Below are 23630 nucleotides of genomic sequence, written 5' to 3'. Positions count from 1 at the left end.
ATGGATGCTGCACCGACGTGGCGGCCGTCGGGCCGCACGCACAGTGGTGCTGCTCGGGGCCGTCTCCACGGCGGTGTCGTGCGCTACCGGCACCGCCGTGGAGCAGACGATGGTCGCTGCCACGACCGCGACTACCGCTCCGCAGTCGGAGCAGAAGGCGCCGGTGCTCGATGCTCACGCGCTGCGGTTCAAGGACGCGTTGGCCGACTCGGGGCTGGCGGCCGGGGTGCCGGACGCAACACTGCTCGCGGTCGCACGGGGTGTGTGCAGCCGGCTCGCGGCCGGTGATCCGGAGGAGCAGATCGCCGAAGTGGTCCGGCCGATCGCGGCGTACGCCGCGACGGTCTCGGACACGGCAATGCCGGGCGACGAGGCCGCCCGGCATTACATCGTGATCGCGCGCGAGAAGTTCTGTTGAATCAGCGCACCGTGTGCACGATCAGCACGTCGGAGGTCGATTTGCGGGCTACATCCGACGGGACCGAGCCGAGGAGCCGACCGGTCAAGGTGTTGAGTCCGCGATTGCCGATCACGACGAGGTCTGCGTCGACCTCGGCGATGAGGGTCAGCAGGGACTCGACGGGCGCACCCACGATGGGCCGTTCGACGATGTCCTTCGCGCCGGCCACGGTCGCCTTCTCCCGGGCGGTGCGGAGGATGTCGTAGGTCGGTGCGGACCCTGTGATCTGGTACGCCTCGTCGCGGAGGACGTCGGCCGCCTGGGCGGTGTCGCGGGCGTCGGCCGGGTAGTACGCGCACGCGATCACCAATTTGGCGTTGGCGTCCGCAGCGAGGGCGGCAGCCTTCTCCACGGCACGGTACGACGACTCCGAGCCGTCGGTGCCGACGACAATGGTCCGGTAAGCGGTCATTCAGTCCTCCATCGATGATGTGTCGGCGCGGTGGCCGATCGGTGGCGACGGATCGAAGCAGGCGATCCCCCCACACCTGATGCTGGCAAAGACACTAGCGGTCACGGCGGTACAGGTGGGATGTTTGGGGCAGAGACCTCATCGACCACCAATGTGTGTGTTACCTCGCGTCACCGAAACGTGGTCCGAACACCCCATCGGGGATGGGTCCGCCATCGGCTATCGTGTCGCGCCACGGCACCGCGAGGTCGAGCAACCGCTCGGTCGTCTCCTCCCCCGCCGCCGCCCACGGCTCCGCCGCGAGGTCGTCGGTGAGATCCTCCACAAGTTCGCGCACTTCGAATCCTTCGCCCGTCAGTTCACCGGCGCGGTCGATCAGCCCCCGCGCGCGCAAGGAAGCCTCGGCCTCGTCCCATTCGCCATCGGCCCAGCCCCTGCTCGCCTTGGCGAATTCTGCACTGAACCCGATCCCACCGGCGGTGTGCGTGATGAGCGCGTCGAGCCCTGTGAGCCCGGCACCCTGCAACGCTGCGACGTGCCCGTCACCACGGTATTCGCGGAGCAGAGTCAGCGAGTGCCAGAAGATGAGGTGCGGCGCCTCCGGCCAGGGCTGATCAGTGTATCCCGCGTAGAGGGCCCTGCCGTCGACGCCGGGCACCGACCGTGCGATCGACGCGACGATTTCCGCGGCCTCGACCATGTCCGGTGAGGTCGTGATCTCCGCTCCGAGCCACCGTGTCATCGCCGCGTCCACTCCGCGCAGACGAGCCGCGTACACCTGCGACGGCGTGGCGATCTGCCATGCGGCGGGTAACGCCGACTCGATCAGGCGTGGTGCAAAGTTGTAGAACGTTGCGGTAGCCACGCCCGGCCCCACCGCACCCATCGGCGCGACCCGCGACGCGACGTATTTCATCGCGGCGCCTTCCAGACCGACCGCTCCCAGTTCGGAATGCACTTCGGGAGCGAAATACGTGAAGGAATGAAGGAGCTCGAGAGCGCGGGCGGCCCGACCGGCGGCAGCGGAATCCATGTCCTGGGACATTACGGCACGTGACGGCGACCTCACGGCACCCGCCTACGGCGTGACGGTACCGGCCCCTCCCCCGGGCGAAAACCTGCTATTGGAGTCCGGCCGCGTCCATTCCGCGCAGTTCCTTCTTGAGGTCCGAAATCTCGTCGCGTAGACGCCCGGCGAGTTCGAACTGGAGGTCGCGGGCCGCCTGCATCATCTGGTCGGTGAGTTGTTGTACGAGGTCGGCCAGTTCGGCGCGGGGCATCGACTTCGTGTCGCGTCCCTCGACGACACCGGAACTGCCGATTCGACCCGATTCGCCCTGGGCTCGGCGACCGCGGCTCGCATTGCGGCCCGAACCACCGACCTCGATCTTCTCCGTGTCCTCGGCTTCCTCGTAGACCTGGTCGAGGATGTCGGCGATCTTCTTGCGCAACGGCTGTGGGTCGAGGCCACGCTCGACGTTGTACGCGACCTGCTTCTCGCGGCGCCGCTCGGTTTCCTCGATGGCGCGCGCCATCGAGTCGGTGATCCTGTCGGCGTACATGTGGACTTCACCGGAGACGTTGCGGGCCGCGCGGCCGATCGTCTGGATCAGAGACCTGGTCGAGCGCAGAAATCCTTCCTTGTCTGCGTCGAGAATCGCCACGAGCGACACCTCGGGAAGGTCGAGACCCTCACGAAGGAGATTGATACCCACGAGGACGTCGTATTCCCCGAGACGGAGCTGACGCAGAAGTTCGACGCGGCGCAGAGTGTCGATGTCCGAGTGCAGATACCTCACACGCACCCCGAGTTCGAGAAGGTAGTCGGTGAGGTCCTCCGACATCTTCTTCGTCAGGGTGGTCACCAGGACACGTTCGTCGCGCTCGACCCGCCCGCGGATCTCGTGCAGGAGATCGTCGATCTGCCCCTTGGTGGGTTTGACGACAACCTTCGGGTCGACGAGTCCGGTGGGCCGGATGACCTGTTCGACGAACTCACCACCGGCCTGCCCGAGTTCGTAGTCGCCGGGGGTCGCCGACAGGTAGACGGTCTGGCCGATCCGGTTGGAGAATTCCTCCCAGGTCAGAGGCCGGTTGTCGACCGCGGATGGGAGACGGAAACCGAACTCGACGAGATTTCGCTTGCGCGACATGTCGCCTTCGTACATCGCGCCGATCTGCGGCACCGTCACGTGGGACTCGTCGATGACGAGCAGGAAGTCCTCCGGGAAGTAGTCGATGAGGGTGGCGGGCGCCGACCCGGCCGCGCGCCCGTCGATGTGCCGCGAGTAGTTCTCGATGCCCGAGCAGAAGCCGACCTGACGGATCATCTCGAGGTCGTATTGAGTCCGCATACGAAGCCGCTGCGCTTCGAGCAGCTTGCCACGGTTCTCGAGATCGGCCAGGCGCTCCTCGAGTTCCGATTCGATCGAGTGCACAGCGCGTTCCATGCGTTCGGGGCCGGCCACGTAGTGGGTCGCCGGGAAGATCCGCAACGAGTCGACCTTGCGAATCACGTCGCCGGTGAGGGGATGCAGATAGTAGAGGGCGTCGATCTCATCGCCGAAGAACTCGATGCGCACGGCGAGTTCCTCGTACGCGGGAATGATGTCGACGGTATCGCCCTTCACACGGAAGGACCCACGCGTGAACGCCATGTCGTTGCGGGTGTACTGCACGTCGACCAGCAGGCGCAGAAGAGCGTCGCGCGGCACTTCGACGCCGACCTCGAGCTGCACCGAACGGTCGAGATAGGACTGCGGCGTGCCGAGACCGTAGATGCACGAGACCGATGCGACGACCACGACATCGCGCCGCGAGAGCAACGCCGACGTGGCGGAGTGCCGCAGCCGTTCGACATCGTCGTTGATGGACGAGTCCTTCTCGATGTAGGTGTCGGTCTGCGCGATGTACGCCTCGGGTTGGTAGTAGTCGTAGTAGGAGACGAAGTACTCGACAGCGTTGTGCGGAAGCATCTCGCGTAGCTCGTTGGCGAGCTGCGCGGCCAGGGTCTTGTTCGGTGCCATCACCAAGGTGGGTCGCTGCACCCGCTCGATCAGCCACGCAGTGGTCGCGGACTTACCGGTGCCGGTGGCGCCGAGCAGCACGACGTCGCGCTCCCCCGCCTCCAATCGACGTTGGAGTGCATCGATGGCGGCCGGCTGGTCGCCCGCGGGTTCGTACTCACTGACGACTTCGAAGCGCGAATCGGTACGCTCTATCTCACCGACCGGCCGGAACTCGGAATGGGCAACAACCGGATGCTCGCTTGCGAACGCCATGAGATCCAGGGTAGGCGGTGCCACCGACATCTCTTCCACTCCTGCGGCGACCGGTCGCGGTAGCGTGCCACCCATGCCGCACCGTCTTCATCCGATCAAGGTAGAACGATTCGACGTGACCGCCGGAACCAACACCGACCCGAAGGGCGTCGTGCGGACGGTCGAGACCTTCCGGGTACTCCCGTGGGGCTTGTACATGGGGCGGCCCGCGGATCACCCCCAGTTCGACTACCTCGAATCGTGGCTGCTGCCGGCGCTGCATCTGCGTGCGTCGATCTTCCACTTCCGGCCGGGGCACGAGCGCGATCAGGACCGGTACGTCGACGTCGGAACTTTCTGGCGAGACGGCGACGTGTGGCATTCGCGGGACCACTATCTCGATCTGGTGGTCTCCACCGGTGTCGGTACCCGGGTCGAGGACATCGACGAGCTGTTCGCTGCCGTGGCGGCAGGCGTGCTCGACACCGACGATGCCGAGCGAGCCGTGGCCACCGCGATCACGGCGGTCGACGGAATCGCCGCCCACGGTCACGACCTCGACGTGTGGCTCACATCCGTGGGTTGTCCCGTCGAATGGCGCTGAGAACACCCCGATAGGCCGACACGATTCACCGGCATTCCACTCTACGATATCGACATGAACCACATCGAATAACCGCTGGATATCGCGGATTTCGCGCCCATATGCGATACCCGAGAAAGTACTCGTACGACCGGTATGTTAGTGTTTCGCGGTCGATCAGAATTTGTATTACACATGCAAAAAGCTCCGGACGAGGGGCCGGGATAGTGCGAATCGGCAGGACGAGGAAATCCCTCGCTGCCGACAGACCCGGCGCGCCCGAATATTCTCGTGAGCGCGCAGCAACGCCGCTGCGACCTGTCGACGTCCACCCAGAACTGGGCGTTCACCAGCAGGATCCGTAGTCCTACGTGTCCTGAACGACCCACTGCCTCACCGCAGTACCGGGTCGCCCGGGCATACCCCGCCCACCGGTGGATACAGCCGAAACCGAATTCGAGTCGCGCTGTGCCCGTCGCCGGGCACCACACGAATACGAAGGAGGTTGCATTGGACAGCACCGAGCTCGTTCAACTCGGCGCAGTGACAGTTGTTCTGTTGCTCGCTTTATTCTATGGTGGAACATTTCTCATTTCCGCCCGGATCGGCAAAAAGAAAGAAAATGCCGACGGGTATATGACCGCAGGCAACAAAATCGGATTCGGCGTTTCGGCAGCAAGTATGACCGCGACGTGGATCTGGGCGTCCTCGCTTTATGCGTCCGCAACCTCGGGCTACACCTACGGAATCTCCGGCCCCATCCACTACGGACTCTGGGGCGCGTTGATGATTCTGTTCATCTACCCGTTCGGCAAGAGGATCCGTGCGGTCGCCCCCAAAGCGCACACACTCGCCGAGGTGATGTACGCACGGCACGGCGCGTCGAGCCAGTTGATGCTCGCCGGCTCGAACGTGGTCGGCAGCGTCATCAGTCTGATGTCCAATTTCATCGCAGGCGGCGTACTCATCTCGATGCTCTCACCGTTCTCGTTCGTGCAAGGCGTGGTGTTCATCGCCGCGGGCGTGCTCCTGTACACACTGTGGTCGGGATTCCGGGCGTCGGTTCTCACCGATTTCGTCCAGGTGGTCGCCATGCTCGGAGCGGTCGTGGTGATCATCCCCGCGGTCTTCTTCATCACCGGATTCCCCGGTGCTTTCGACTCCGGCGCGAATAATCTCACCGAGCAGCAGAGCAACTTCTTCTCGAGCGACGCGTTCCTCAACCAGGGTGCACCGTACATTGCGGCGGTGCTCGCCTATGCGATCGGCAACCAGACCATCGCTCAGCGCCTGTTTGCGGTGCGTAAGGATCTGATCAAGCCCACATTCATCACCGCTACCGTCGGGTACGGCGCGACGGTCATCGGCGTCGGGATGTTCGGTGTGCTCGCGCTCTACCTCGGAATCGAACCGATGGGCGGGGACGTCAACAACATCGTTCCGCAGATGGTGGCGTCGTATCTGCCTACGGCTCTGGTGATCCTGTTCTTCGTCATGATCATCGGGGCGCTGTCGTCGACGGCCGACTCCGATCTCGCTGCCCTGTCGTCGATCGCCATGGCCGACATCTACGGACAGAACATCGCAGGCGGCAAGGAGCACGCCGATCCCAAACGCATGCTGTTCGTGGGACGAGCCACCATGGTGCTCGCCACCGCGACAGCGGTCGGATTCGCGAGCATGCGCTTGAACATCCTCGACCTGTTGGTGTTCGTCGGCGCACTGTGGGGCGCGCTCGTCTTCCCCGTGATCGCCAGCTTCTACTGGGGCAAGGTCACCAACAAGGCCTTCACCACCTCGGTGCTGCTCGCGCTTGCCCTGTTCCTTCCGGTGCGCTTCGGATGGATTTCGATGGACGGTGTCGTCGGCTACATCACGGATGTCGTCTCGGTGGTCGGTGTCGGTGTGATCGCCGGGCTGATGGCGTTCGGGTTCTTCGGACTGCGTGTCGCGCGAATCGTCGGCGTTCTGGCCGCCCTGATAGCCGCACCGTTCGCGATAGGTTTCCTGCACGACTACGCGGTGCTGAGCGCGTCTCTGGTGGCGTACGCGGTCAGTACGGTGGTGTGCTGGGCGATGTCGGTGAGCAAGACCGAGGAATTCGACTTCGATGTGATCGCCGAGCGTGTCGGCGACTTCGACCCGACCGACGGCGATCCCGACAACAATCCGACTCTGACGAAGGACCGCGCATGAGCACCCTCGCCCTGACCATCTACGTGTTGATCTGGCCGGTACTCGTGGCCGTCGTCCTGTTCGTCCTGGGTCGCGGCTTCATCAAGGAGTGGCTCGAAGCCCGCCGAAACGGTGAAGACCTGGTCTAGACCGCACACTCTGCATCCGCATCGGCCCGCAGCAACGACACATTCGTCGCCCTGCGGGCCGATTCGCGTCGCGGTCTGCAGGTCGTCACTGCAGGTGCGACTGGAGCAACGCCTCGAATGCTGACCCGCCGGGTCCCGCCGACACGCCTGGCACGATGTTGCCGGAGGATCGTGGCCTGGTCGAGTGCGTCGGCACGAACCCCTCGACGCCGGCTCGGTCGGCCACCATCAGCGCCGCGAGTTCGTCGGCGGCGCGACGGATACGCCCGGACAGTCCCTCCCCGTCCGAACCCACACCGCCCCCGAAGTCTTCGGTGGCTGCGAAAATCCCCGTGGGCACCACGACCGCGTTGAGGAACGCGAACAGTGGGCGCATCGCGTGGTCGAGTACCAGCGAGTGCCGTGCCGTGCCCGCCGTGGCGGCGATGATCGTCGGCATGCCGCGGAGGGAGTCGGTGTCGAGTGCGTCGAAAAACATCTTGAACAGGCCGCTGTAACTCGCCGTGAACACGGGAGTCACCGCGATCAGCCCGTCCGCTTGCGACACCCGCTCACGTGCCTCCCTGAGCTCGGGGGTCGGCACATGCGTGGTCATCATGGTCGCGAGATCGCCTGCGAGATCGCGGAGTTCGACGACATCGACGTCGACTGCCTCACCGCGCGCCTCGATCGCAGCGATCACCGCGTCGGAGATTCGATCGGACAGCAGTCGCGTCGACGACGGTTGCGACAGTCCGCCGGTCACGACGATCAGGCGGCGGCTCATGTCGAGGCCCCCACGGTTTCCGTGTCGATCGAGGCCGGCGCGACCAGACGATGCGGCGAGTCCGGCCCCGCTGCCACCAGCGAGCTGTGGGTCGGCGGATCCGACGGCACATGTGCGGGACGGCGACGTTCGAACTCGGTGCGCAACACGGGAACGACCTCGCGGCCGAGGATCTCGATCTGCTCGAGGACGACGTCGAGAGGCAGGCCCGCATGGTCCATGAGGAAGAGCTGGCGCTGATAATCCCCGGCGTAGTCGGCAAACCCGAGAGTCCGCTCGATGACCTGCTCGGGAGTGCCGACCGTCAGCGGAGTCATCGACGAGAACTCCTCGAGCGACGGTCCGTGCCCGTACACAGGAGCGTTGTCGAAGTAGGGCCGGAACCTGCGTTTCGCTTCGACTTCGGTGTCGGCCATGAAGACCTGCCCACCGAGGCCGACGATGGCCTGATCGGCGGCGCCGTGCCCGTACTGCTCGAACCGGGTGCGGTAGAGCGTGATCATCTGCTGGATGTGTTCCTTGTTCCAGAAGATGTTGTTGTGGAAGAACCCGTCGCCGTAGAAGGCTGCCTGTTCGGCGATCTCCGGTGAGCGGATCGATCCGTGCCAGACGAACGGCGGGGTCTCGTCGAGGGGCATCGGGGTGGAGGTGTAGCCGTGCAGCGGTGTGCGGAACTCGCCTTCCCAGTCGACGACCTTCTCTCGCCACAGTCGACGCAGCAGGTGATAGTTCTCGATTGCCAGCGGGATGCCCTGGCGGATGTCCTTACCGAACCACGGGTACACCGGTCCGGTGTTACCGCGTCCCATCATCAGGTCGACGCGCCCGCCGGAGAGGTGTTGCAGCATCGCGAAGTCTTCGGCGATCTTGACCGGGTCGTTGGTCGTGATCAGCGTGGTCGCGGTCGAGAAAATCAGGTTCTCGGTCTTCGCGGCGATCCAGCCGAGCATCGTCGTCGGCGAGGACGGCACGAACGGCGGATTGTGGTGCTCGCCGGTGGCGAAGACGTCGAGGCCGACCTCTTCTGCTTTGAGAGCGATCTTCGTCATGGCGACGATACGGTCGTGTTCCGTCGGGATCTGCCCCGTCGTGGGATCGCGGGTCACATCGCCGATGGTGAAAATGCCGAATTGCACGTCCGAACCTCCGTCAAGTCGTTGAACAGTCAACTATATTAACGGGTTGCCGCGCCTGGCTATTCCCTACGATCTCGCAGCTGCGTTCACCAGGACCGATGCTCGGTCAGATCGACCACCCGGTGGAACCCGCCCAGTCCCACGCACGGTGGTAGGCCCGATCGAACCACGGTTCCTTGACGTCGCGGTACGACGACGCAGCACGAAGCGGATCGGTCTCGTCTGCAGCAGATCGAACTGCGGCGCGCTTGACCTCCGCGTATTCCTGCAACGCCTCCGCGTCGTCGCGCAACCAGTCGCGCAGTACCAGGGAGAACTGCTGCCCGGGCCAGCCGTCGACCCGCAGAGCCACGCGCGCGGGCCTGCCGGGATCGGCACTGCCGTGCAACCTCATCGACCACACAGCGGGATCGGTCTCGCCGCCCGCACCGTAGGACGGCTTCGGAGTGTCGTGGTCGATCTGCTCGATCCGCGGGAACCCCGCTGCTGCGAGCGGCTCGGCGAGCGCATCGGCAGCCGCCAGATCTGCGACCGTAACCTGCAGATCCAGCATGTCGACCGCGTCGAGTCCCGGGACCGCCGTCGACCCGACATGATCGATGCGCACCGCATGCCCGCCGCAGGCGAGCGCGAGCCGTGCCACGAGACGTTGGGCCTGCTGATCCCACTGCGACTGCGCCGCGACAAGAACCGGCTCGGCGTGCACGACCGTACGGGTGCGCAGGTTCTGCTCGAACGGCACCAGCCGCTCTTCCCACAGTCGGCGAACCACCTCGACGACGGCCGCGGGCTCGCCGGTGTTGTCGAGCCACACGTCGGCAACTTCACGGCGTTGCTCTTCGGTGGCCTGCGCACGGATCCTGGCCTTGGCGTCGGACTCGGGCATTCCTCGCAGGTCCACCAGCCGACGCAGGCGCTCCTGCTCGCCGGCGTGCACGACCGCCACGAGATGGAACGCCGGGGCCATCGAGCCTTCGACGAGCAGCGGAATGTCCTGCACAAGGATCGCATCGTCGGCGGCCGCTTCGACGAGCTCGGCCGTACGACGGCCGACCCGGGGATGGGTGATCGCGTTGAGCACAGCACGCGCGTCATCGTTCGCGAATGCCTTCTCAGCGAGCGTCGGCCGATTCAACGAGCCGTCGGGAAGCAGGATCCCGTCACCGAATGCGTCGACGAGTTCCGCGAGGCCCTCCGATCCCGGCGCCACGATCTCCCGGGCTATCACGTCGGCGTCGACGAGAACCGCTCCGAGTTCGACGAGCTCTTTCGCCACGGTCGACTTCCCCGCGCCGATTCCTCCGGTCAACCCCATTCGCAACACGCCGCCCAGTCTTGCATCACCGAAACCGGGGTCGAAACCCGGGCTGCAGCAGTCACGTCGCGGTCACGAGAGGGTCACAAGCCGATCGCGAGATCCCGACTATGAGCGAAACACGCCTCTCACCTGCGCCAAATGCGGCACTCGAGCCTTTCCGTCGGTTACCGTCGTTGAGAAGCGTCCGACCACGGAATCCAGTCCACTCGAGAAGGCAAGAATGCGATCCTCCCAATCATCACCCGGTCGGCATCGCCTCGGTATGGAAAACGGTGTTCACTGCATCCTCATCCCCGAGGTGGCCTCCGCGCTCGCGGAGCACCGGCGCACTTGGTTCACGATGCTCCTGAGCAACGCACGGCACAGCCAGGCCGCCATGCGTAACCGCGCAGCTGCACTGCCGACACAGTGGGCAACTCCCGCTACGGGCTGACCACCCCGGAAAGCGTCCATACCACCGCGGATTCCGAAACACGACCCGACCGACGCCCCCTCCCGCCCAGGGAGGGGGCGTCGGCATATCCACTGGGTCACTCCCCACCGCCACCGCCGAGGGATCCCCCTGGAATGCGGAAGACCCCGCACCGAATGGTGCGGGGTCTTCCGTGAAAAACACGCTATCAGGCGTTGCCCGACAGCTTCTCGCGCAGTGCAGCGAGCTGGGCGTCGCTGGCGAGCGAGCCCCCACCACCGGTGGTGGTGGCGGTCTCGGTATCGCCCGTCTCCGGAGCCGAATCCGAGGAGTAGTTGCTGCTGGACACGCCGGCAGCAGCCTCGGCGGCCTCGTCGGCAGCCATCTTCTCGATCTGAGCGGTGTGCATCTTGTGACGACGCTCGGCCTCCGCGTAGCGGGACTCCCACTCCTCACGCTGCTTCTCGAAGCCCTCGAGCCATTCGTTGGTCTCGGAATCGAAGCCCTCGGGGAAGATGTAGTTGCCCTGCTCGTCGTAGCTGTCGGCCATGCCGTACTTCGACGGATCGAACTCTGCGGTGTAGTCCTCGTTCGCCTGCTTCAGCGACAGCGAGATACGACGACGCTCGAGGTCGATGTCGATGACCTTGACCATCGCGTCGTCGCCGACTGCGACAACCTGGTCCGGGACCTCCACGTGGCGCTCGGCCAGCTCGGAGATGTGCACGAGGCCTTCGATTCCCTCTTCGACGCGCACGAACGCACCGAACGGAACCAGCTTGGTGACCTTGCCCGGGACGATCTGGCCGATCGCGTGGGTGCGGGCGAACTGACGCCACGGGTCTTCCTGCGTCGCCTTGAGCGACAGGGAGACACGCTCGCGGTCGAGATCGACGTCGAGAACCTCGACGGTGACCTCGGTACCGACCTCGACAACCTCGGACGGGTGGTCGATGTGCTTCCAGGACAGCTCGGAAACGTGCACGAGACCGTCGACACCGCCGAGATCGACGAAGGCGCCGAAGTTAACGATGGAGGACACGACGCCCTTGCGGACCTGGCCCTTCTGGAGCTGGTGCAGGAACTCGCTGCGGACCTCGGACTGGGTCTGCTCGAGCCATGCGCGGCGCGACAGGACCACGTTGTTGCGGTTCTTGTCGAGCTCGATGATCTTGGCCTCGATCTCCTTGCCGACGTACGGCTGGAGGTCGCGGACGCGACGCATCTCGACGAGCGACGCGGGCAGGAAGCCACGCAGGCCGATGTCGAGGATCAGGCCGCCCTTGACGACCTCGATGACGGTGCCCTTGACGGCCTCGTCCTTCTCCTTGAGCTCCTCGATCGTGCCCCACGCGCGCTCGTACTGCGCACGCTTCTTGGACAGGATCAGCCGGCCTTCCTTGTCCTCCTTGGTGAGGACCAGGGCCTCGACCTCGTCGCCCACCGACACGACCTCATTGGGGTCGACATCGTGCTTGATCGAGAGCTCGCGGGACGGGATGACGCCTTCGGTCTTGTAACCGATGTCGAGCAGCACCTCATCGCGATCGACCTTGACGATGGTGCCTTCGACGATGTCGCCATCGTTGAAGTACTTGATCGTGGCGTCGATGGCGGCGAGGAAATCCTCGGCGGAGCCGATGTCGTTGACGGCTACCTGCGGCGAGGTGACGGTAGTGGAGGCCATGTGTTTGAGTTGCTCCGGACGGGTTGATAGTCGGTTGATTAACGCTTTCGGGCAGGCGGACCGGCGCTGACGTGCACATCGCGCGCGTTCCACCACGAGGACCCTCGCACAGACCGGTGAAGGGCAGAACTCGGGACACTCGCGTGCCCTAGGCTACGCGGTCCGATGTGGCCCCGGCAAACTCACCCGGCAGGAACGGCGTCGCGTTCGGCGAGCATCAGCGTCATCAGCCCGGATTCTTTGCTCTGTTCCTGCATCATCGCGCGGGCAATCCGCTTCACAGGACCGTCGTCGAGCAGAAGATCGGCCGCCCGCGCCATGGCGACACCACCGTCGTGATGTCGCGTCATCAACTGCAGGAACAGGATCTCCGCGTCGCGTCCGTGTGCCGCCGACAGCGCGTCGAGTTCCGCGAGCGTCGCCATCCCAGGCATTCTCGCGCCATCCACCTGATGATCTGCGCCCCCCTGAAGATGTGCGCCATGGGCGTGTGTGGGGCTGTGCCACCACATCGGGTCCGGGTTGATCGGCGGAGACCCCGTCAGCGTCAGCCAGCCGAGCAGCGTCCCGAGTTCGAGTCGCTGCGCGGCATCGATCCGATCTGCAAGTGCAGCGACGGCCGGGTCGACATCCGGCGGCAATCTCACCGTCATCTGCAGTGCCTGTTGGTGATGAGCGGCCATATCCTGAACGAATCCGACCTCGACGTCACTCAACACGGCGACCGAGGCAGCGGGCCCGGGATCGTCGTCTCGCGGATCCACCAGCGGCCGCAACGTCGCACCGGCCCCCAGCAGGAGGAGCGACAGCGCCGCCAGCGCCAGCACTCGGATGGTGATGTTCGGCACCTCGGTACCGGACCTTCCCGTCATGATCCGATCGTCGACCGCTGGTCGGCCGGCGGGGTGTAGATGTCCTCGCTCAGACGCAGCGTCATGAATCCGTTGTCCGAACAGCTGACCCACAGGTCGTTGCCGCGCCATTCCGGCGGCGAGAAGCACCAGTCCGTGGACAGGTCGCCGGCCACCACCATGCCGCTGCGGGGCGACTCCGCCTCCGCGAGATCGAACTGCCCGCCGATCGCGGCCTGCAGCACCGCGGGCGCACTGAGCAGGGGGACACCGATCACCGAAGCGAGAGCATGCGGCGAGTTCGTGCGCTCGAGGTTTCGGGAGGTCATCGCCGGCGGGTTGTAGTAGGCGATCTCCGTCACGTCGAACGGGTTGCCGATATCGAACACCCGGATGCCGGAGGACACCCATCCGCAGGCAAGGGCAGTCGGATTCACCGGCCGGTCCGCCGAACAGTAGTGCGACTCGTAGGCGAACGCCGATCCTCCCATCCCCGACGCGACCTGACTGTCGATGTTCTCCGGCAGGTTGATCTCGAGCTTGATCGAATTGACGATCGTCGGGTTCGTCTCGTCTGCGATGTCGACGAGCTTGACGCCACCCGACCCTCCTTCATCGACCGTGAACAGGTAGGGATGCCCGTCGTAGGTCACGGGGATGCTGTGCTGGGTCGCCCAGCCGTCCGTCCACGACATCGAGGCGACCTGCCGCACCTGGGCACCTGCGTCACGGCGTTGCACGGCACTGGTATCGAGAATCGCCACGCCGCCGAAATTGTTCGACAGGTACAGCCGGTTGCCGTCGGACGAGATCCCGAATCCGTGCCCGGACATGCCCATCCAGCCCTGCCAGATGACCGTCGGGTCTGTCGGATCGGTGAGATCGACGGCGCTGAGCACCCCTTCCGCGCCGGTCGACCAGTAGGTGAGACCGTCCGGCGAGAACCCACCTTCGTGCGCGGTGATCGGGAGCGGCATCCGCAGGTCGGTGCCGGCGCCGGGATTGAGCAGCCGCGGATGAGCGCAGTCGGAGATGTCGTACACCGACAACAATCCCGCTCCGAGCAGCGCAGGTACACCCGTGCCCACCAGCAGTTCTCGTTCCGCGTGCACTTTGAGACTCTCCCAGGTGCCCGCGAGCATCGCAGGCTCGGTGAGCGTCACGGTCGGTCGCGGATCGGCAGGATCGGAGGCGTCGACCACCTGGACACCGGTTTCCGGTCCGACGAGACTGCCGGGGAACATGCTCCCCATGTAGGCACAGTGCCCGTAGCTCGCCGACACGATCCCCGCGCCGTCACCGGCGAACCCGCCGATCCGGGTGATGTTGCAGTCGTAGCCCTCGGTGCTGCGCCCGCTGCCGCGGTCGGCGGCAGGCACATCGCCTGGCAGCCCGGACTCGGGTCGTGAACCCGGCCCACAGTCGGCACGAGCCGCGGCGTGCGCCGCGACCTCACCGATCTCGTGGACTACGCCGGACGAATCCTGCGGAGGCGGACCCGCTGTCGCGATTCCCACCGGCATCAGCACCACCGCGGAAGCGATGACGGCCGCGCAGCGGCCACGAATCGACACAATCCCCCACATGACGTTCCCCCCTCGGCCGTCGGGCGTCGATGCCCCCGCCCCGCGGTGAGTATGTTCGAGCTCACACTCGCACGTCAACGTCTTCCGTTGCTCGTCCCGGCTGCGAACCCCCTACACCGCACGTCCTACGCTGTTTCCCATGTCCGATGCGCCCCTGCCGCCCGATCCTCGTCACGCGACCGCCAATGCCCTGCTCGGCACGTCGAAGGCCGGTCGCGCAGGCGTGGGCAGTCGCGATAGTGAACACGCCAGCCGCACCTGGTGGGACGCCGATGCCGGCGACTACCACCTCACCCACGGCGAGTTCCTCGGAGTGGATTCGGTCGCGGGCGAATTCGTATGGTGCCCGGAGGGCCTGCACGAAGGCGACGTCCGCCTCCTCGGTGACGTCCGCGGTAAGGACATCCTCGAACTGGGGTGCGGGTCTGCGCCGTGCGCACGCTGGCTCGCCGGGCAGGGTGCCCGAGCGGTCGGGCTCGATCTGTCGATGGGCATGCTCTCGCGGGGCGTCGAGGCGATGGACCGGGGTGGACTGCGCGTGCCTCTCGTGCAGGCCGGCGCGGAGAATCTGCCGTTCGCCGACAACAGTTTCGATATCGCGTGCTCGGCATTCGGTGCCGTCCCGTTCGTCGCCGATTCGGCACAGGTGATGCGTGAGGTCGCGCGGGTGCTGCGTCCCGGTGGACGGTGGGTGTTCTCTGTCAACCACCCGATGCGGTGGATATTCCCCGACGATCCGGGCGAGCGCGGACTGGTCGCGATGTTCCCCTATTTCGACCGCACCCCGTATGTCGAGGTCGACGACACCGGAGTCGCCACCTACGTCGAGCATCACCGCACCATCGGCGATCGGGTCCGGGAACTGGTCGCAGCCGGCTTCGAGGTCTACGACATCGTCGAACCCGACTGGCCCGAACATCTCGACAGGGAGTGGGGTCAGTGGAGCCCGTTGCGAGGCGAGATCTTCCCTGGCACCGCGATCTTCTGTGCCCGCATCAGCCCCGCACACGGGCGAGAAATTCGCGGGTCCGCTCCTGCTGCGGATTGCTGAGCACATCCCGGGGCGACCCCGCCTCGACGACGACTCCGCCGTCCATGAACACCAGCTGATCGGCGACCTCCCGAGCGAACCCCATCTCGTGGGTGACCACCACCATGGTCATGCCGCCATCGGCGAGGTCGCGCATCACGGAGAGCACCTCCCCCACCAGTTCCGGGTCCAGCGCCGAGGTGGGTTCGTCGAACAGCATGAGCTTCGGTTCCATCGCCAGTGCTCGGGCTATCGCGACACGCTGCTGCTGACCACCCGACAGCTGGGCCGGATATGCGTCGGCCTTGTTGCCCAACCCGACCTTCGACAGCAGGTCATGTGCCCTCTCGGTGGCTTCGTTGCGACGCATCTTCTTCACCAGGATCGGCGCTTCGATGACGTTGGCGAGCACCGTCCGATGCGGGAACAGGTTGAAGTGCTGGAAGACCATCCCGATGTCGCGGCGCTGTTTCGCGGCCGTGCGCGGATGCAGTTCGTGGAGTTTGCCGCCGCGTTCGGCATAGCCGACGAGTGTGCCGTCGACATAGAGCCGTCCCGCGTTCACCCGTTCGAGATGGTTGATGCACCGCAGGAACGTCGACTTACCCGAGCCCGACGGGCCGATCAGGCACGTAACCTCCCCGCGCTGCACCTCGAGCGAGATGCCTTTGAGCACTTTGACGGCACCGTAGTTCTTGCACACCCGATCGGCCCGCACCATGGGAGCGTCGTCCGGCTCGGTCATCTGGCCTTGCGCGGTCACTTGCGCTCCCCTCCGGGGATGGTCGGGTCTGTCGGCGGCTCCGGTTGGATGACGACGGCCTTGCCCTCGGCGTCCGCGAGGGCCTGGAGCTGACGTGCGGTCAGGTGCCGGGTCATGCCCTTCGAATAGTGCTTCTCGACGAAGTACTGACCGACCATGAGAATGCTCGTGATCGCCAGGTACCAGGTCGCCGCCACGAGGAACAACGGAATCGGCTGGAAGTTCGCGCCCGCGATGTCTCGGGCCCGGGCGTACAACTCGGCGGTGTACGGCACGGCAGCGACCAGCGAGGTGGTCTTGAGCATGCTGATGAGTTCGTTGCCTGTGGGCGGGATGATCACACGCATGGCCTGTGGGAGCACCGTCCGCCGGATCGTCTGCGACCACGACATTCCCAGCGCGGTGGAGGCTTCCAGCTGACCTTCGGGTACCGAACCGATTCCGGCGCGGACGATTTCGGCCATGTACGCCGCCTCGTTGAGCGCAAGGCCGATCATGGCGAACAGGAATGCCGCATTGAGCGACTGCAGATCGATGTGGAAGAACTGGTGCACGAAGGGGATTCCGATGTCGAGCTGCTTGTAGATCGACGGGAACAGACCCCACAGCACGAGCTGGACGTACACCGGGGTACCGCGGAAGACCCACAGGTACACCCACGCCACGGATGTGAGCACCGGATTCGACGACAGGCGCATCACGGCGAGGATCACGCCGAGCACGACGGCAATGAGCATGGCGAGCACGGTCAGCTGCACCGTCTTCCATGCTGCCTCGGTGATCCGGCGGTCGAACAGGTACTGACCGTAGATGTCCCAGCGGTAGGCCTCGTTGGTGGCTGCCCCCCAGGCGAGCAACACCACCGCGATCACCACGAGGGCGCCCGCGATCCACCTGCCGGGGCGACGGAGCGGGACCGCCCGGATCGGTTCCGGTTCGGTTTCGGCCGCGCCGGATTGCGTGTGCTGACTCATCGGAACCCTTCCTCAGCTCGTCGCCGCATTGATCTGCGACATGGTGATCGTCCCCTCGGTCACGCCCCAGCGGTCGGCGATCTGCTGGTATGCCCCCGAGTCGATCAGGTGCTGCATCGCCTGCTGCAGGACAGGGCCCATCGGAGCACCCTTCCCGACGACGAATCCGTAGGGCGCGGCGTCGAACAAGGGGCCGGCGGATTCGAGGCGGCCCTCACTGCGTTCGATCACGTAAGCGGTCACCGGGGAATCGGCAGACAGCGCGTCGACACGGCCGAGGATCAAGGCGTTGGCGGCTTCGTCCTGGCTGTCGTACTTGATCTTCTCGATGGGCGGAAGTCCTGCGTCCGTGCAGGCCTGGCTCTTGGCCGGGACCTCTTCGATGTCTTCGATGGTGGTCGTCTGCACGGCCACTCTCAATCCGCAGGCGTTGTCGGGGTCGACCGGTTCGCCGACGCGCTGGGCCCATTGGATGCCTGCGCTGAAGTAGGTGACGAAGTCGACGGACTGTTCACGTTCGAGAGTGTCGGTGAATGACGACGAACCGAGATCGAAGGTTCCGGACTGCACCGCCGGGATGATCCGGTCGAAGTCCGCCTCGTGGAACACCGCCTCGACGCCGAGCACGTCGCCGAGCGCCTGCACGAGTTCGACAGCAAATCCGACGATGGTGCCGTCGTCGTCCTTGAACTCGTTGGGGGCATACGGCACGTTCGACCCCACCTTCAACTGGCCTGCCGCGGCGGTTGCGGGTGGGAGTTGCTCGGCGAGTGCGTCGACGCGCTCGGCGCGCACCCGTTCGCCGGGAGGGACCGTGGATTCGGAGTTGACGACGCAGCCGGTCAGGGTTGCGAGGACGAACAGCGCTGCGGCGACAGCACCCCCGAGCCGGGTCTGCAGTACACGGGGGTGAGCTGGTCCATCCACAGTCGAACAGTAGACCGGAGGGATCTGCGTGTCTGCAAATCTGCACCGGTCGCTGCGTTCGAGTCGACCCGAGACCATGTCGCGGACGACGCAGCTGCAACTTCGGGATGGTGAGGCGCTCGAGGAGCATGGCTGCGTCTGGTGGGTCGCCGTTGCAGTCTCGTGGGTCGCCGCGCCATCATTGCGCATCATGGTGCAGTCGGTGGAGTTACTACTCGATGATCGGCTCGACGGTCATGTCCGCGAGCAGTGGGAGAGCTTGCGCGTGGCCGGCATCGACAGCCAGGCTCGGGTCCGCACCGAATCCAATCGGCCGCATATCACGCTGTTCGTGGCGGAATCGATCCCGCGGGAAGCGGAAGAGGCTGCGCGTGCAGCCGTCTCGGGGGTCGAGGTGCCTGTGCAGCTCGGGGGCGTAGTCCTCTTCGGAGGCCGTCACGCGACGGTGGGGCGTCTCGTCGTGCCCTCGGCAGCACTACTGGAACTGCACGCCCAGGTGTTCTCTGCGCTCGCACAGTGCCCCGGGATTCCGGCGCATATCCGCCCGGGTGAATGGACTCCGCACGTGACGCTTGCGCGGCGGGTGCCCGCGGACCGGATCGGCGCCGCGGCGATCGCCGCCCACGTCACGCCCGGTGATCCGGCGGGTACCGCGGATCGCATCCGCCGGTGGGACGGCACCGCGAAACAGGAGTGGCTACTCGTGTAACGCCAAGGACATGCTCGGTGGCAGGATCACGATGATTTGTCGATTTTCTGCCACGCTGCGAGGACACTCGATTTCATGCTCCGCAACGTGGTCGTCCCACTCCTTCCGAACATCGAAATGTTCGAACTCGGCGTCGCCTGCGAGGTCTTCGGAAGCGACCTCTCGGCCGACGGCCTGCCTGCATACGATTTCACGCTCGTCGCGGGCAGTACCGAACCCGTCGCCACGAGATACGGCTACTCCATCGATGTACCGTACGACCTCGACCGACTCGATGACGCCGACTTGATCATCGTGCCGCCGGGTGGCACCGCGGCCGGGTCGCTCACCGACCCCGAGTTCGTACACAGCGGCAGTGCGAGTCTTGCCGTCCTCGAGCCATTGTTCGAGAAATTGCGGACCGCGGTCGACCGAGAGGTGCCGGTCGCGAGCCTGTGCACAGGAGCGTTCGTCCTCGCCGCCGCCGGCATCCTCGACGGCCACCGCTGCACCACCCATTGGCGATACGCAGACCGTCTCGCCGCGATGTACCCGTCGGCGCGAGTCGATCGCGATGTGTTGTACGTCGACGACGATCCGGTGCTGACGAGCGCCGGTACCGCCGCCAGCGTCGATCTGTGCCTGCACATCGTGCGCAACGCGCAAGGTTCACACGTGGCCAACACGATCGCGCGGGGCATGGTCGTCCCGCCGCACCGCGACGGCGGGCAGGCCCAGTATGTGGCCACACCGCTTCCCGAGTGCACCGACGACTCGATCGCCCCGCTGCTCGACTGGATCACCGAGCATCTCCACCACGAACTGTCGGTGAATGTCCTCGCGGAACACGCACACATGTCTTTACGGACCTTCGCGCGACGGTTCACGCAGGAAACCGGTACAACGCCTGCTCGGTGGATCCGCGATCAGCGGGTGTTCGCAGCACAGCAGCTTCTCGAGAACAGCGATCTGCCGATCGACGTGGTCGCGGACCGTGTCGGCTTCGGCACCGCGTCGGTGCTCAGACAGCATTTCCTGCGTCTACGGCGCACCACACCCCAGGCGTACCGCCGGGCCTTCCGGTCCGCAGAGTTGGCCCCGGTCGAGTGATGTGAACCGCGCAAGCGCCGCCCCCGGGTGACCGGCCTCGCGTAGCGTGGCGGAAGAAAAGGGGGCGGCTCGCTGTTGCACCCGTCGACACGACCGAACCGAAAGGACCACCGTGGCAACCCAAGCTCTCACCCAGCAGACCTTCGACGAGGTCGTCACCAACAACGACATCGTGCTCGTGGACTTCTGGGCCGATTGGTGCGGCCCCTGCAAGCAGTTCGCACCGACGTTCGAATCGTCGTCGGATAAGCATCCCGACGTGGTACACGCGAAGGTCGACACCGAAGCCGAGCAGTCGATCGCGGCAGCCGCGAACATCCGCTCGATCCCCACGATCATGGCGTTCCGCGAAGGCATCCTGGTCTACAACCAGGCGGGCGCACTGCCGCCGGCCGCACTCGAAGACCTCGTCTCCCAGATCAAGGCTCTCGACATGGACGATGTGCGCAAGCAGATCGACGAAGCGTCGAACGCCCAGGGCTGACCCGATCCACCACAGCGCGGCTCGATTCCCTCTCGGGATCGGGCCGCGCTGCTGTCGATAGGACCTGCCGGCAGACAGTGCTGCGGTCAGTGGGCCGCGGCGTCCCAGCTGCGGCCGTAGCCGACCGACACCTCGAGCGGCACCGACAGTTCGATCACCGAATCCATCTTGCTGCGGACGATCTCCTCGACACGCTCACGTTCGTCGGTGGTGACCTCGAGTACGAGTTCGTCGTGGACCTGCAGCAGCATCCGCGACTGCAGGCCGGCGTCGCCGAGTGCTTTCTGCACGTCGATCATCGCGACCTTGATGATGTCGGCGGCGGTGCCCTGAATCGGCGCATTGAGCGCAGCCCGTTCGGCGACCTCTCGGCGCTGCCGGTTGTCGCTCGTGAGGTCCGGCAGGTAGCGGCGGCGCCCGTAGAGAGTCGAGGTGTAGCCCACCTTGCGGGCTTCCTCGACGACATTGTGCAGGTAGTCGCGCACGCCACCGAAACGGGTGAAATACGCCTCCATCTGCTCGCGAGCATCGTCGGTCGAGATCTTCAGCTGTTGCGCGAGACCGTAAGCACTCAGCCCGTAGGCCAGGCCGTAGGACATCGCCTTGACCCGTCGACGCAGCTCTGCGGTGACCTCTTCGATCGGCACACCGAACGCCCGGGAACCCACGAAACTGTGCAGGTCCTCGCCCGTGTTGAACGCCTCGATCAGGCCTTCGTCTCCGGACAGGTGCGCCATGATGCGCATCTCGATCTGGCTGTAGTCGACGGTCAGGAGCAGGTCGTATCCGTTACCCACCACAAAGCCGTTGCGGATCTGCCGTCCGGCGTCGGTGCGTACCGGGATGTTCTGCAGGTTCGGTTCGGTGGAGGACAGACGCCCCGTTGCCGCGACCGTCTGGTTGAAAGTGGTGTGGATGCGACCGTCGTCGGCCACGGACTTGATGAGGCCGTCGACGGTGGTCTTCATCCTGGTGGACTCGCGGTGCGCGAGCAGATGCTCGAGGAACGGATGTCCGGTCTTCTCGAACAAGTTCTGCAGGGCGTCGGCGTCGGTGGTGTAGCCGGTCTTGGTCTTCTTGGTCTTCGGCATCTCCAGTTCGTCGAACAGCACGACCTGCAGCTGCTTGGGTGAGCCGAGGTTGATCTGCTTACCGATCACCTCGTACGCGGCGTTCGCCGCGACGGTGACATCGGCGGCAAAGCCCGCCTGCAGGTCGTGCAAGTGCGTGGAATCGACCGCGATACCGGTGGCCTCGAGGTCGGAGAGCACCTCGAGCAACGGCAGTTCCATCTCGGTGAGCAACCGCGCAGACTCGATGTCGGCGAGTTCGGAATCGAGCGCCGCAGCGAGGTCGACGACGGCGCGGGCCCGCAGGATCTCGCCTTCGGCGGCCTGCTTGTCGGTGGCGTCCTCGTCGTCGAGCAACGACAGTTGCTGGGCGCCGGTATCTTCGACGCGCAGTTCGCGCTTGAGGTAACGCAGTGAGAGGTCGTCGAGTTTGAAGCTGCGTTGTCCGGGGCGTACGAGATAGGCCGCCAACGCGGTGTCGCTGGTGACGCCGGCGAGACTCCAGCCGCGACCTCGTAGCGCGTGCACGGCCGACTTCGCTTCGTGCAGAGCCTTTTCCACGGCGGGATCGGCGAGCCACGCGGCAAGGGCCGTGTCGTCCTCCGGGGTCAGCGACACTGTCGTCACATACGCGCCCTCGCCGTCGGCTGCCGCGATCGCGACGGCCGACGTGTCGCCCCCGTAGGGGGTGCCGGAGCCGGCGACCGACAGTCCGTGCCGCTGCCCGGCAGGCGCATGTTCGGCCAACCAGGCGGCGAGTTCACCCGGTTCGACGACGCCGCCGCGCACCTCGAATCCCTCGTCGGCCTCGGGTTCGGCCGACGTGAGTGTCTCGAAGAGACGATCGCGCAGAACCCTGAATTCGAGGTCGTCGAACAAGAGGTGGATCCGGTCGCGGTCCCACGGTGCGAGGGTGAGGGCCTCCGGCGCGTACGGCAGCGGTACTTCGCGCACCATCTCGGTGAGCTGACGATTCATCAGCACGTTCGACAGATTCTCGCGCAGTGCGTCACCGACCTTGCCCCGAACCTCGTCGACGCGATCGATCAGATCCGTGAGGCTGCCGAATTCGCGGATCCACTTGGTGGCGGTCTTCTCCCCGACACCGGGGATGCCGGGGAGGTTGTCGCTCGGATCTCCGCGGAGTGCCGCGAAGTCCGGGTACTGCGCCGGGGTGAGCCCGTACTTCTCTTCCACGGCCTCGGGTGTGAAGCGCGTCAGTTCGGAGACACCCCGTTTCGGGTAGAGCACGGTGACGTCGTCCGTGACCAACTGCAGTGCGTCGCGATCGCCGGTGACGACGAGCACCTTGTAGCCGAGCGCCGTGGCCTGGGTGGTGAGGGTCGCGATGATGTCGTCGGCCTCGTACCCTTCCTCCGCCATGACGGGGATACCCATGGCACCGAGCACCTCTTTGGTGACATCGATCTGGCCCTTGAATTCGTCGGGAGCAGCGCTGCGCTGAGCCTTGTAGGGGGCATACATCTCGGCGCGGAATGTCTTGCGGCTCACGTCGAATGCGGCCGCGACGTGAGACGGCTTCTCGTCGCGCAGAAGGTTGATGAGCATCGAGGTGAACCCGTACACCGCGTTGGTGGTCTGCCCGCTGGTGGTTCTGAAGTTCTCGGCCGGTAGCGCATAGAACGCGCGGAACGCCAGCGAATGTCCGTCGAGCAGCAGAAGGGTCGGGCGGTCGTCGGCGGCCGGGGTGGTCGAGGGCGAAGCAGATGCACGGGTCACGCGTGCCAGTCTAGGGACCGGGTACGACGTCCACGACCACCCGGACGAA

At 65.4% G+C, this 23630-nt stretch carries 22 protein-coding genes; 9 read left to right on the top strand and 13 right to left on the bottom strand.

The window, feature by feature from the left end; all coding sequences use genetic code 11:
- The first annotated feature begins 4 nt into the window (after nt 1-4).
- Nucleotides 5-418, top strand: a complete 414-nt coding sequence (locus ACFWB0_RS09630; protein WP_378490213.1) for a DUF732 domain-containing protein — start codon at nt 5-7, stop codon at nt 416-418.
- A gap of 1 nt (nt 419) precedes the next feature.
- Here ACFWB0_RS09630 and ACFWB0_RS09625 read toward each other — a convergent pair whose 3' ends face one another.
- From ACFWB0_RS09625 to uvrB, 3 genes are all read right to left on the bottom strand, one after another.
- On the bottom strand, nt 420-872 hold the full coding sequence (locus tag ACFWB0_RS09625; protein WP_378490212.1) for a universal stress protein: 453 nt from the start codon (nt 870-872) through the stop codon (nt 420-422).
- 160 nt (nt 873-1032) lie between these two features.
- Entirely contained in the window at nt 1033-1905 is an 873-nt protein-coding gene (locus ACFWB0_RS09620; protein ID WP_378490211.1) for a hypothetical protein, read from the bottom strand.
- Nucleotides 1906-1993: 88 nt separating this feature from the next.
- Complete coding sequence (gene uvrB, locus ACFWB0_RS09615) at nt 1994-4153, bottom strand: excinuclease ABC subunit UvrB (RefSeq protein ID WP_378490210.1); 2160 nt, start codon at nt 4151-4153, stop codon at nt 1994-1996.
- Nucleotides 4154-4226: 73 nt separating this feature from the next.
- Here uvrB and ACFWB0_RS09610 point away from each other — a divergent pair, with 73 nt between their 5' ends.
- From ACFWB0_RS09610 to ACFWB0_RS09600, 3 genes are all read left to right on the top strand, one after another.
- Entirely contained in the window at nt 4227-4736 is a 510-nt protein-coding gene (locus tag ACFWB0_RS09610; protein ID WP_378490209.1) for a DUF402 domain-containing protein, read from the top strand.
- Between the two features lie 489 nt (nt 4737-5225).
- On the top strand, nt 5226-6911 hold the full coding sequence (locus tag ACFWB0_RS09605; protein WP_378490208.1) for a sodium:solute symporter family protein: 1686 nt from the start codon (nt 5226-5228) through the stop codon (nt 6909-6911).
- On the top strand, nt 6908-7039 hold the full coding sequence (locus tag ACFWB0_RS09600; protein ID WP_378490207.1) for a putative transporter small subunit: 132 nt from the start codon (nt 6908-6910) through the stop codon (nt 7037-7039). Before ACFWB0_RS09605 ends, ACFWB0_RS09600 begins: the two co-directional genes overlap by 4 nt.
- Before the next feature lie 85 nt (nt 7040-7124).
- On the opposite strand, the gene ACFWB0_RS09595 is transcribed toward ACFWB0_RS09600, so the two are convergent.
- The 3 genes from ACFWB0_RS09595 to coaE all read right to left on the bottom strand — a co-directional run bounded on the left by ACFWB0_RS09595 (nt 7125) and on the right by coaE (nt 10265).
- Entirely contained in the window at nt 7125-7805 is a 681-nt protein-coding gene (locus ACFWB0_RS09595; RefSeq protein ID WP_378490206.1) for an FMN reductase, read from the bottom strand.
- Entirely contained in the window at nt 7802-8941 is a 1140-nt protein-coding gene (locus tag ACFWB0_RS09590) for an LLM class flavin-dependent oxidoreductase (RefSeq protein ID WP_378490205.1), read from the bottom strand. The genes ACFWB0_RS09595 and ACFWB0_RS09590 overlap by 4 nt, the downstream gene beginning before the upstream one ends.
- Nucleotides 8942-9047: 106 nt before the next feature.
- Nucleotides 9048-10265, bottom strand: a complete 1218-nt coding sequence (gene coaE, locus ACFWB0_RS09585) for a dephospho-CoA kinase (protein WP_378490204.1) — start codon at nt 10263-10265, stop codon at nt 9048-9050.
- Nucleotides 10266-10479: 214 nt separating this feature from the next.
- Between coaE and ACFWB0_RS09580 the strand changes: the two genes are divergently transcribed.
- Nucleotides 10480-10692, top strand: coding sequence for a hypothetical protein (locus tag ACFWB0_RS09580; protein WP_378490203.1), 213 nt, complete (start codon nt 10480-10482; stop codon nt 10690-10692).
- Nucleotides 10693-10879: 187 nt separating this feature from the next.
- Here ACFWB0_RS09580 and rpsA read toward each other — a convergent pair whose 3' ends face one another.
- From rpsA to ACFWB0_RS09565, 3 genes are all read right to left on the bottom strand, one after another.
- Nucleotides 10880-12358 (bottom strand): 30S ribosomal protein S1, encoded by a 1479-nt coding sequence (gene rpsA / locus ACFWB0_RS09575; RefSeq protein WP_378490202.1) that lies wholly within the window; start codon nt 12356-12358, stop codon nt 10880-10882.
- A gap of 182 nt (nt 12359-12540) precedes the next feature.
- A complete protein-coding gene (locus ACFWB0_RS09570; protein WP_378490201.1) occupies nt 12541-13230 on the bottom strand; it encodes a DUF305 domain-containing protein in 690 nt (229 codons plus the stop codon).
- Nucleotides 13227-14795: an LVIVD repeat-containing protein gene (locus ACFWB0_RS09565; RefSeq protein ID WP_378490200.1), complete on the bottom strand. Its 1569-nt coding sequence runs from the start codon at nt 14793-14795 to the stop codon at nt 13227-13229. Before ACFWB0_RS09565 ends, ACFWB0_RS09570 begins: the two co-directional genes overlap by 4 nt.
- 139 nt (nt 14796-14934) lie before the next feature.
- Here ACFWB0_RS09565 and ACFWB0_RS09560 point away from each other — a divergent pair, with 139 nt between their 5' ends.
- Complete coding sequence (locus tag ACFWB0_RS09560; protein ID WP_378490199.1) at nt 14935-15846, top strand: class I SAM-dependent methyltransferase; 912 nt, start codon at nt 14935-14937, stop codon at nt 15844-15846.
- Here the strand turns inward: ACFWB0_RS09560 and ACFWB0_RS09555 are convergent.
- The 3 genes from ACFWB0_RS09555 to ACFWB0_RS09545 are packed head-to-tail and all read right to left on the bottom strand — an operon-like array spanning nt 15791 to nt 18462.
- On the bottom strand, nt 15791-16546 hold the full coding sequence (locus ACFWB0_RS09555; RefSeq protein WP_378490243.1) for an amino acid ABC transporter ATP-binding protein: 756 nt from the start codon (nt 16544-16546) through the stop codon (nt 15791-15793). The genes ACFWB0_RS09560 and ACFWB0_RS09555 overlap by 56 nt on opposite strands.
- 38 nt (nt 16547-16584) lie before the next feature.
- Nucleotides 16585-17562 carry an amino acid ABC transporter permease gene (locus tag ACFWB0_RS09550; protein WP_378490198.1) on the bottom strand — a complete coding sequence of 326 codons (978 nt, stop codon included), beginning with the start codon at nt 17560-17562 and terminating at the stop codon, nt 16585-16587.
- A gap of 12 nt (nt 17563-17574) precedes the next feature.
- Nucleotides 17575-18462, bottom strand: a complete 888-nt coding sequence (locus tag ACFWB0_RS09545) for an ABC transporter substrate-binding protein (RefSeq protein ID WP_378490242.1) — start codon at nt 18460-18462, stop codon at nt 17575-17577.
- A gap of 217 nt (nt 18463-18679) precedes the next feature.
- Between ACFWB0_RS09545 and ACFWB0_RS09540 the strand changes: the two genes are divergently transcribed.
- The 3 genes from ACFWB0_RS09540 (at nt 18680) to trxA (ending at nt 20771) form a co-directional block, all read left to right on the top strand.
- Nucleotides 18680-19198: a 2'-5' RNA ligase family protein gene (locus tag ACFWB0_RS09540; RefSeq protein ID WP_378490241.1), complete on the top strand. Its 519-nt coding sequence runs from the start codon at nt 18680-18682 to the stop codon at nt 19196-19198.
- 75 nt (nt 19199-19273) lie between these two features.
- Complete coding sequence (locus tag ACFWB0_RS09535; protein WP_378490197.1) at nt 19274-20287, top strand: GlxA family transcriptional regulator; 1014 nt, start codon at nt 19274-19276, stop codon at nt 20285-20287.
- Nucleotides 20288-20399: 112 nt separating this feature from the next.
- Nucleotides 20400-20771: a thioredoxin gene (gene trxA / locus ACFWB0_RS09530; RefSeq protein ID WP_378490196.1), complete on the top strand. Its 372-nt coding sequence runs from the start codon at nt 20400-20402 to the stop codon at nt 20769-20771.
- A gap of 86 nt (nt 20772-20857) precedes the next feature.
- On the opposite strand, the gene polA is transcribed toward trxA, so the two are convergent.
- Nucleotides 20858-23581, bottom strand: a complete 2724-nt coding sequence (gene polA / locus ACFWB0_RS09525; RefSeq protein WP_378490195.1) for a DNA polymerase I — start codon at nt 23579-23581, stop codon at nt 20858-20860.
- Between the last annotated feature and the right edge of the window lie 49 nt (nt 23582-23630).

The organism is Rhodococcus sp. NPDC060086 (genome assembly GCF_042730275.1).
Classification (GTDB): Bacteria; Actinomycetota; Actinomycetes; order Mycobacteriales; family Mycobacteriaceae; genus Rhodococcus.
Note: the sequence above shows the minus strand (reverse complement) of the source record. Positions and strands in the feature narration are given on the sequence as shown.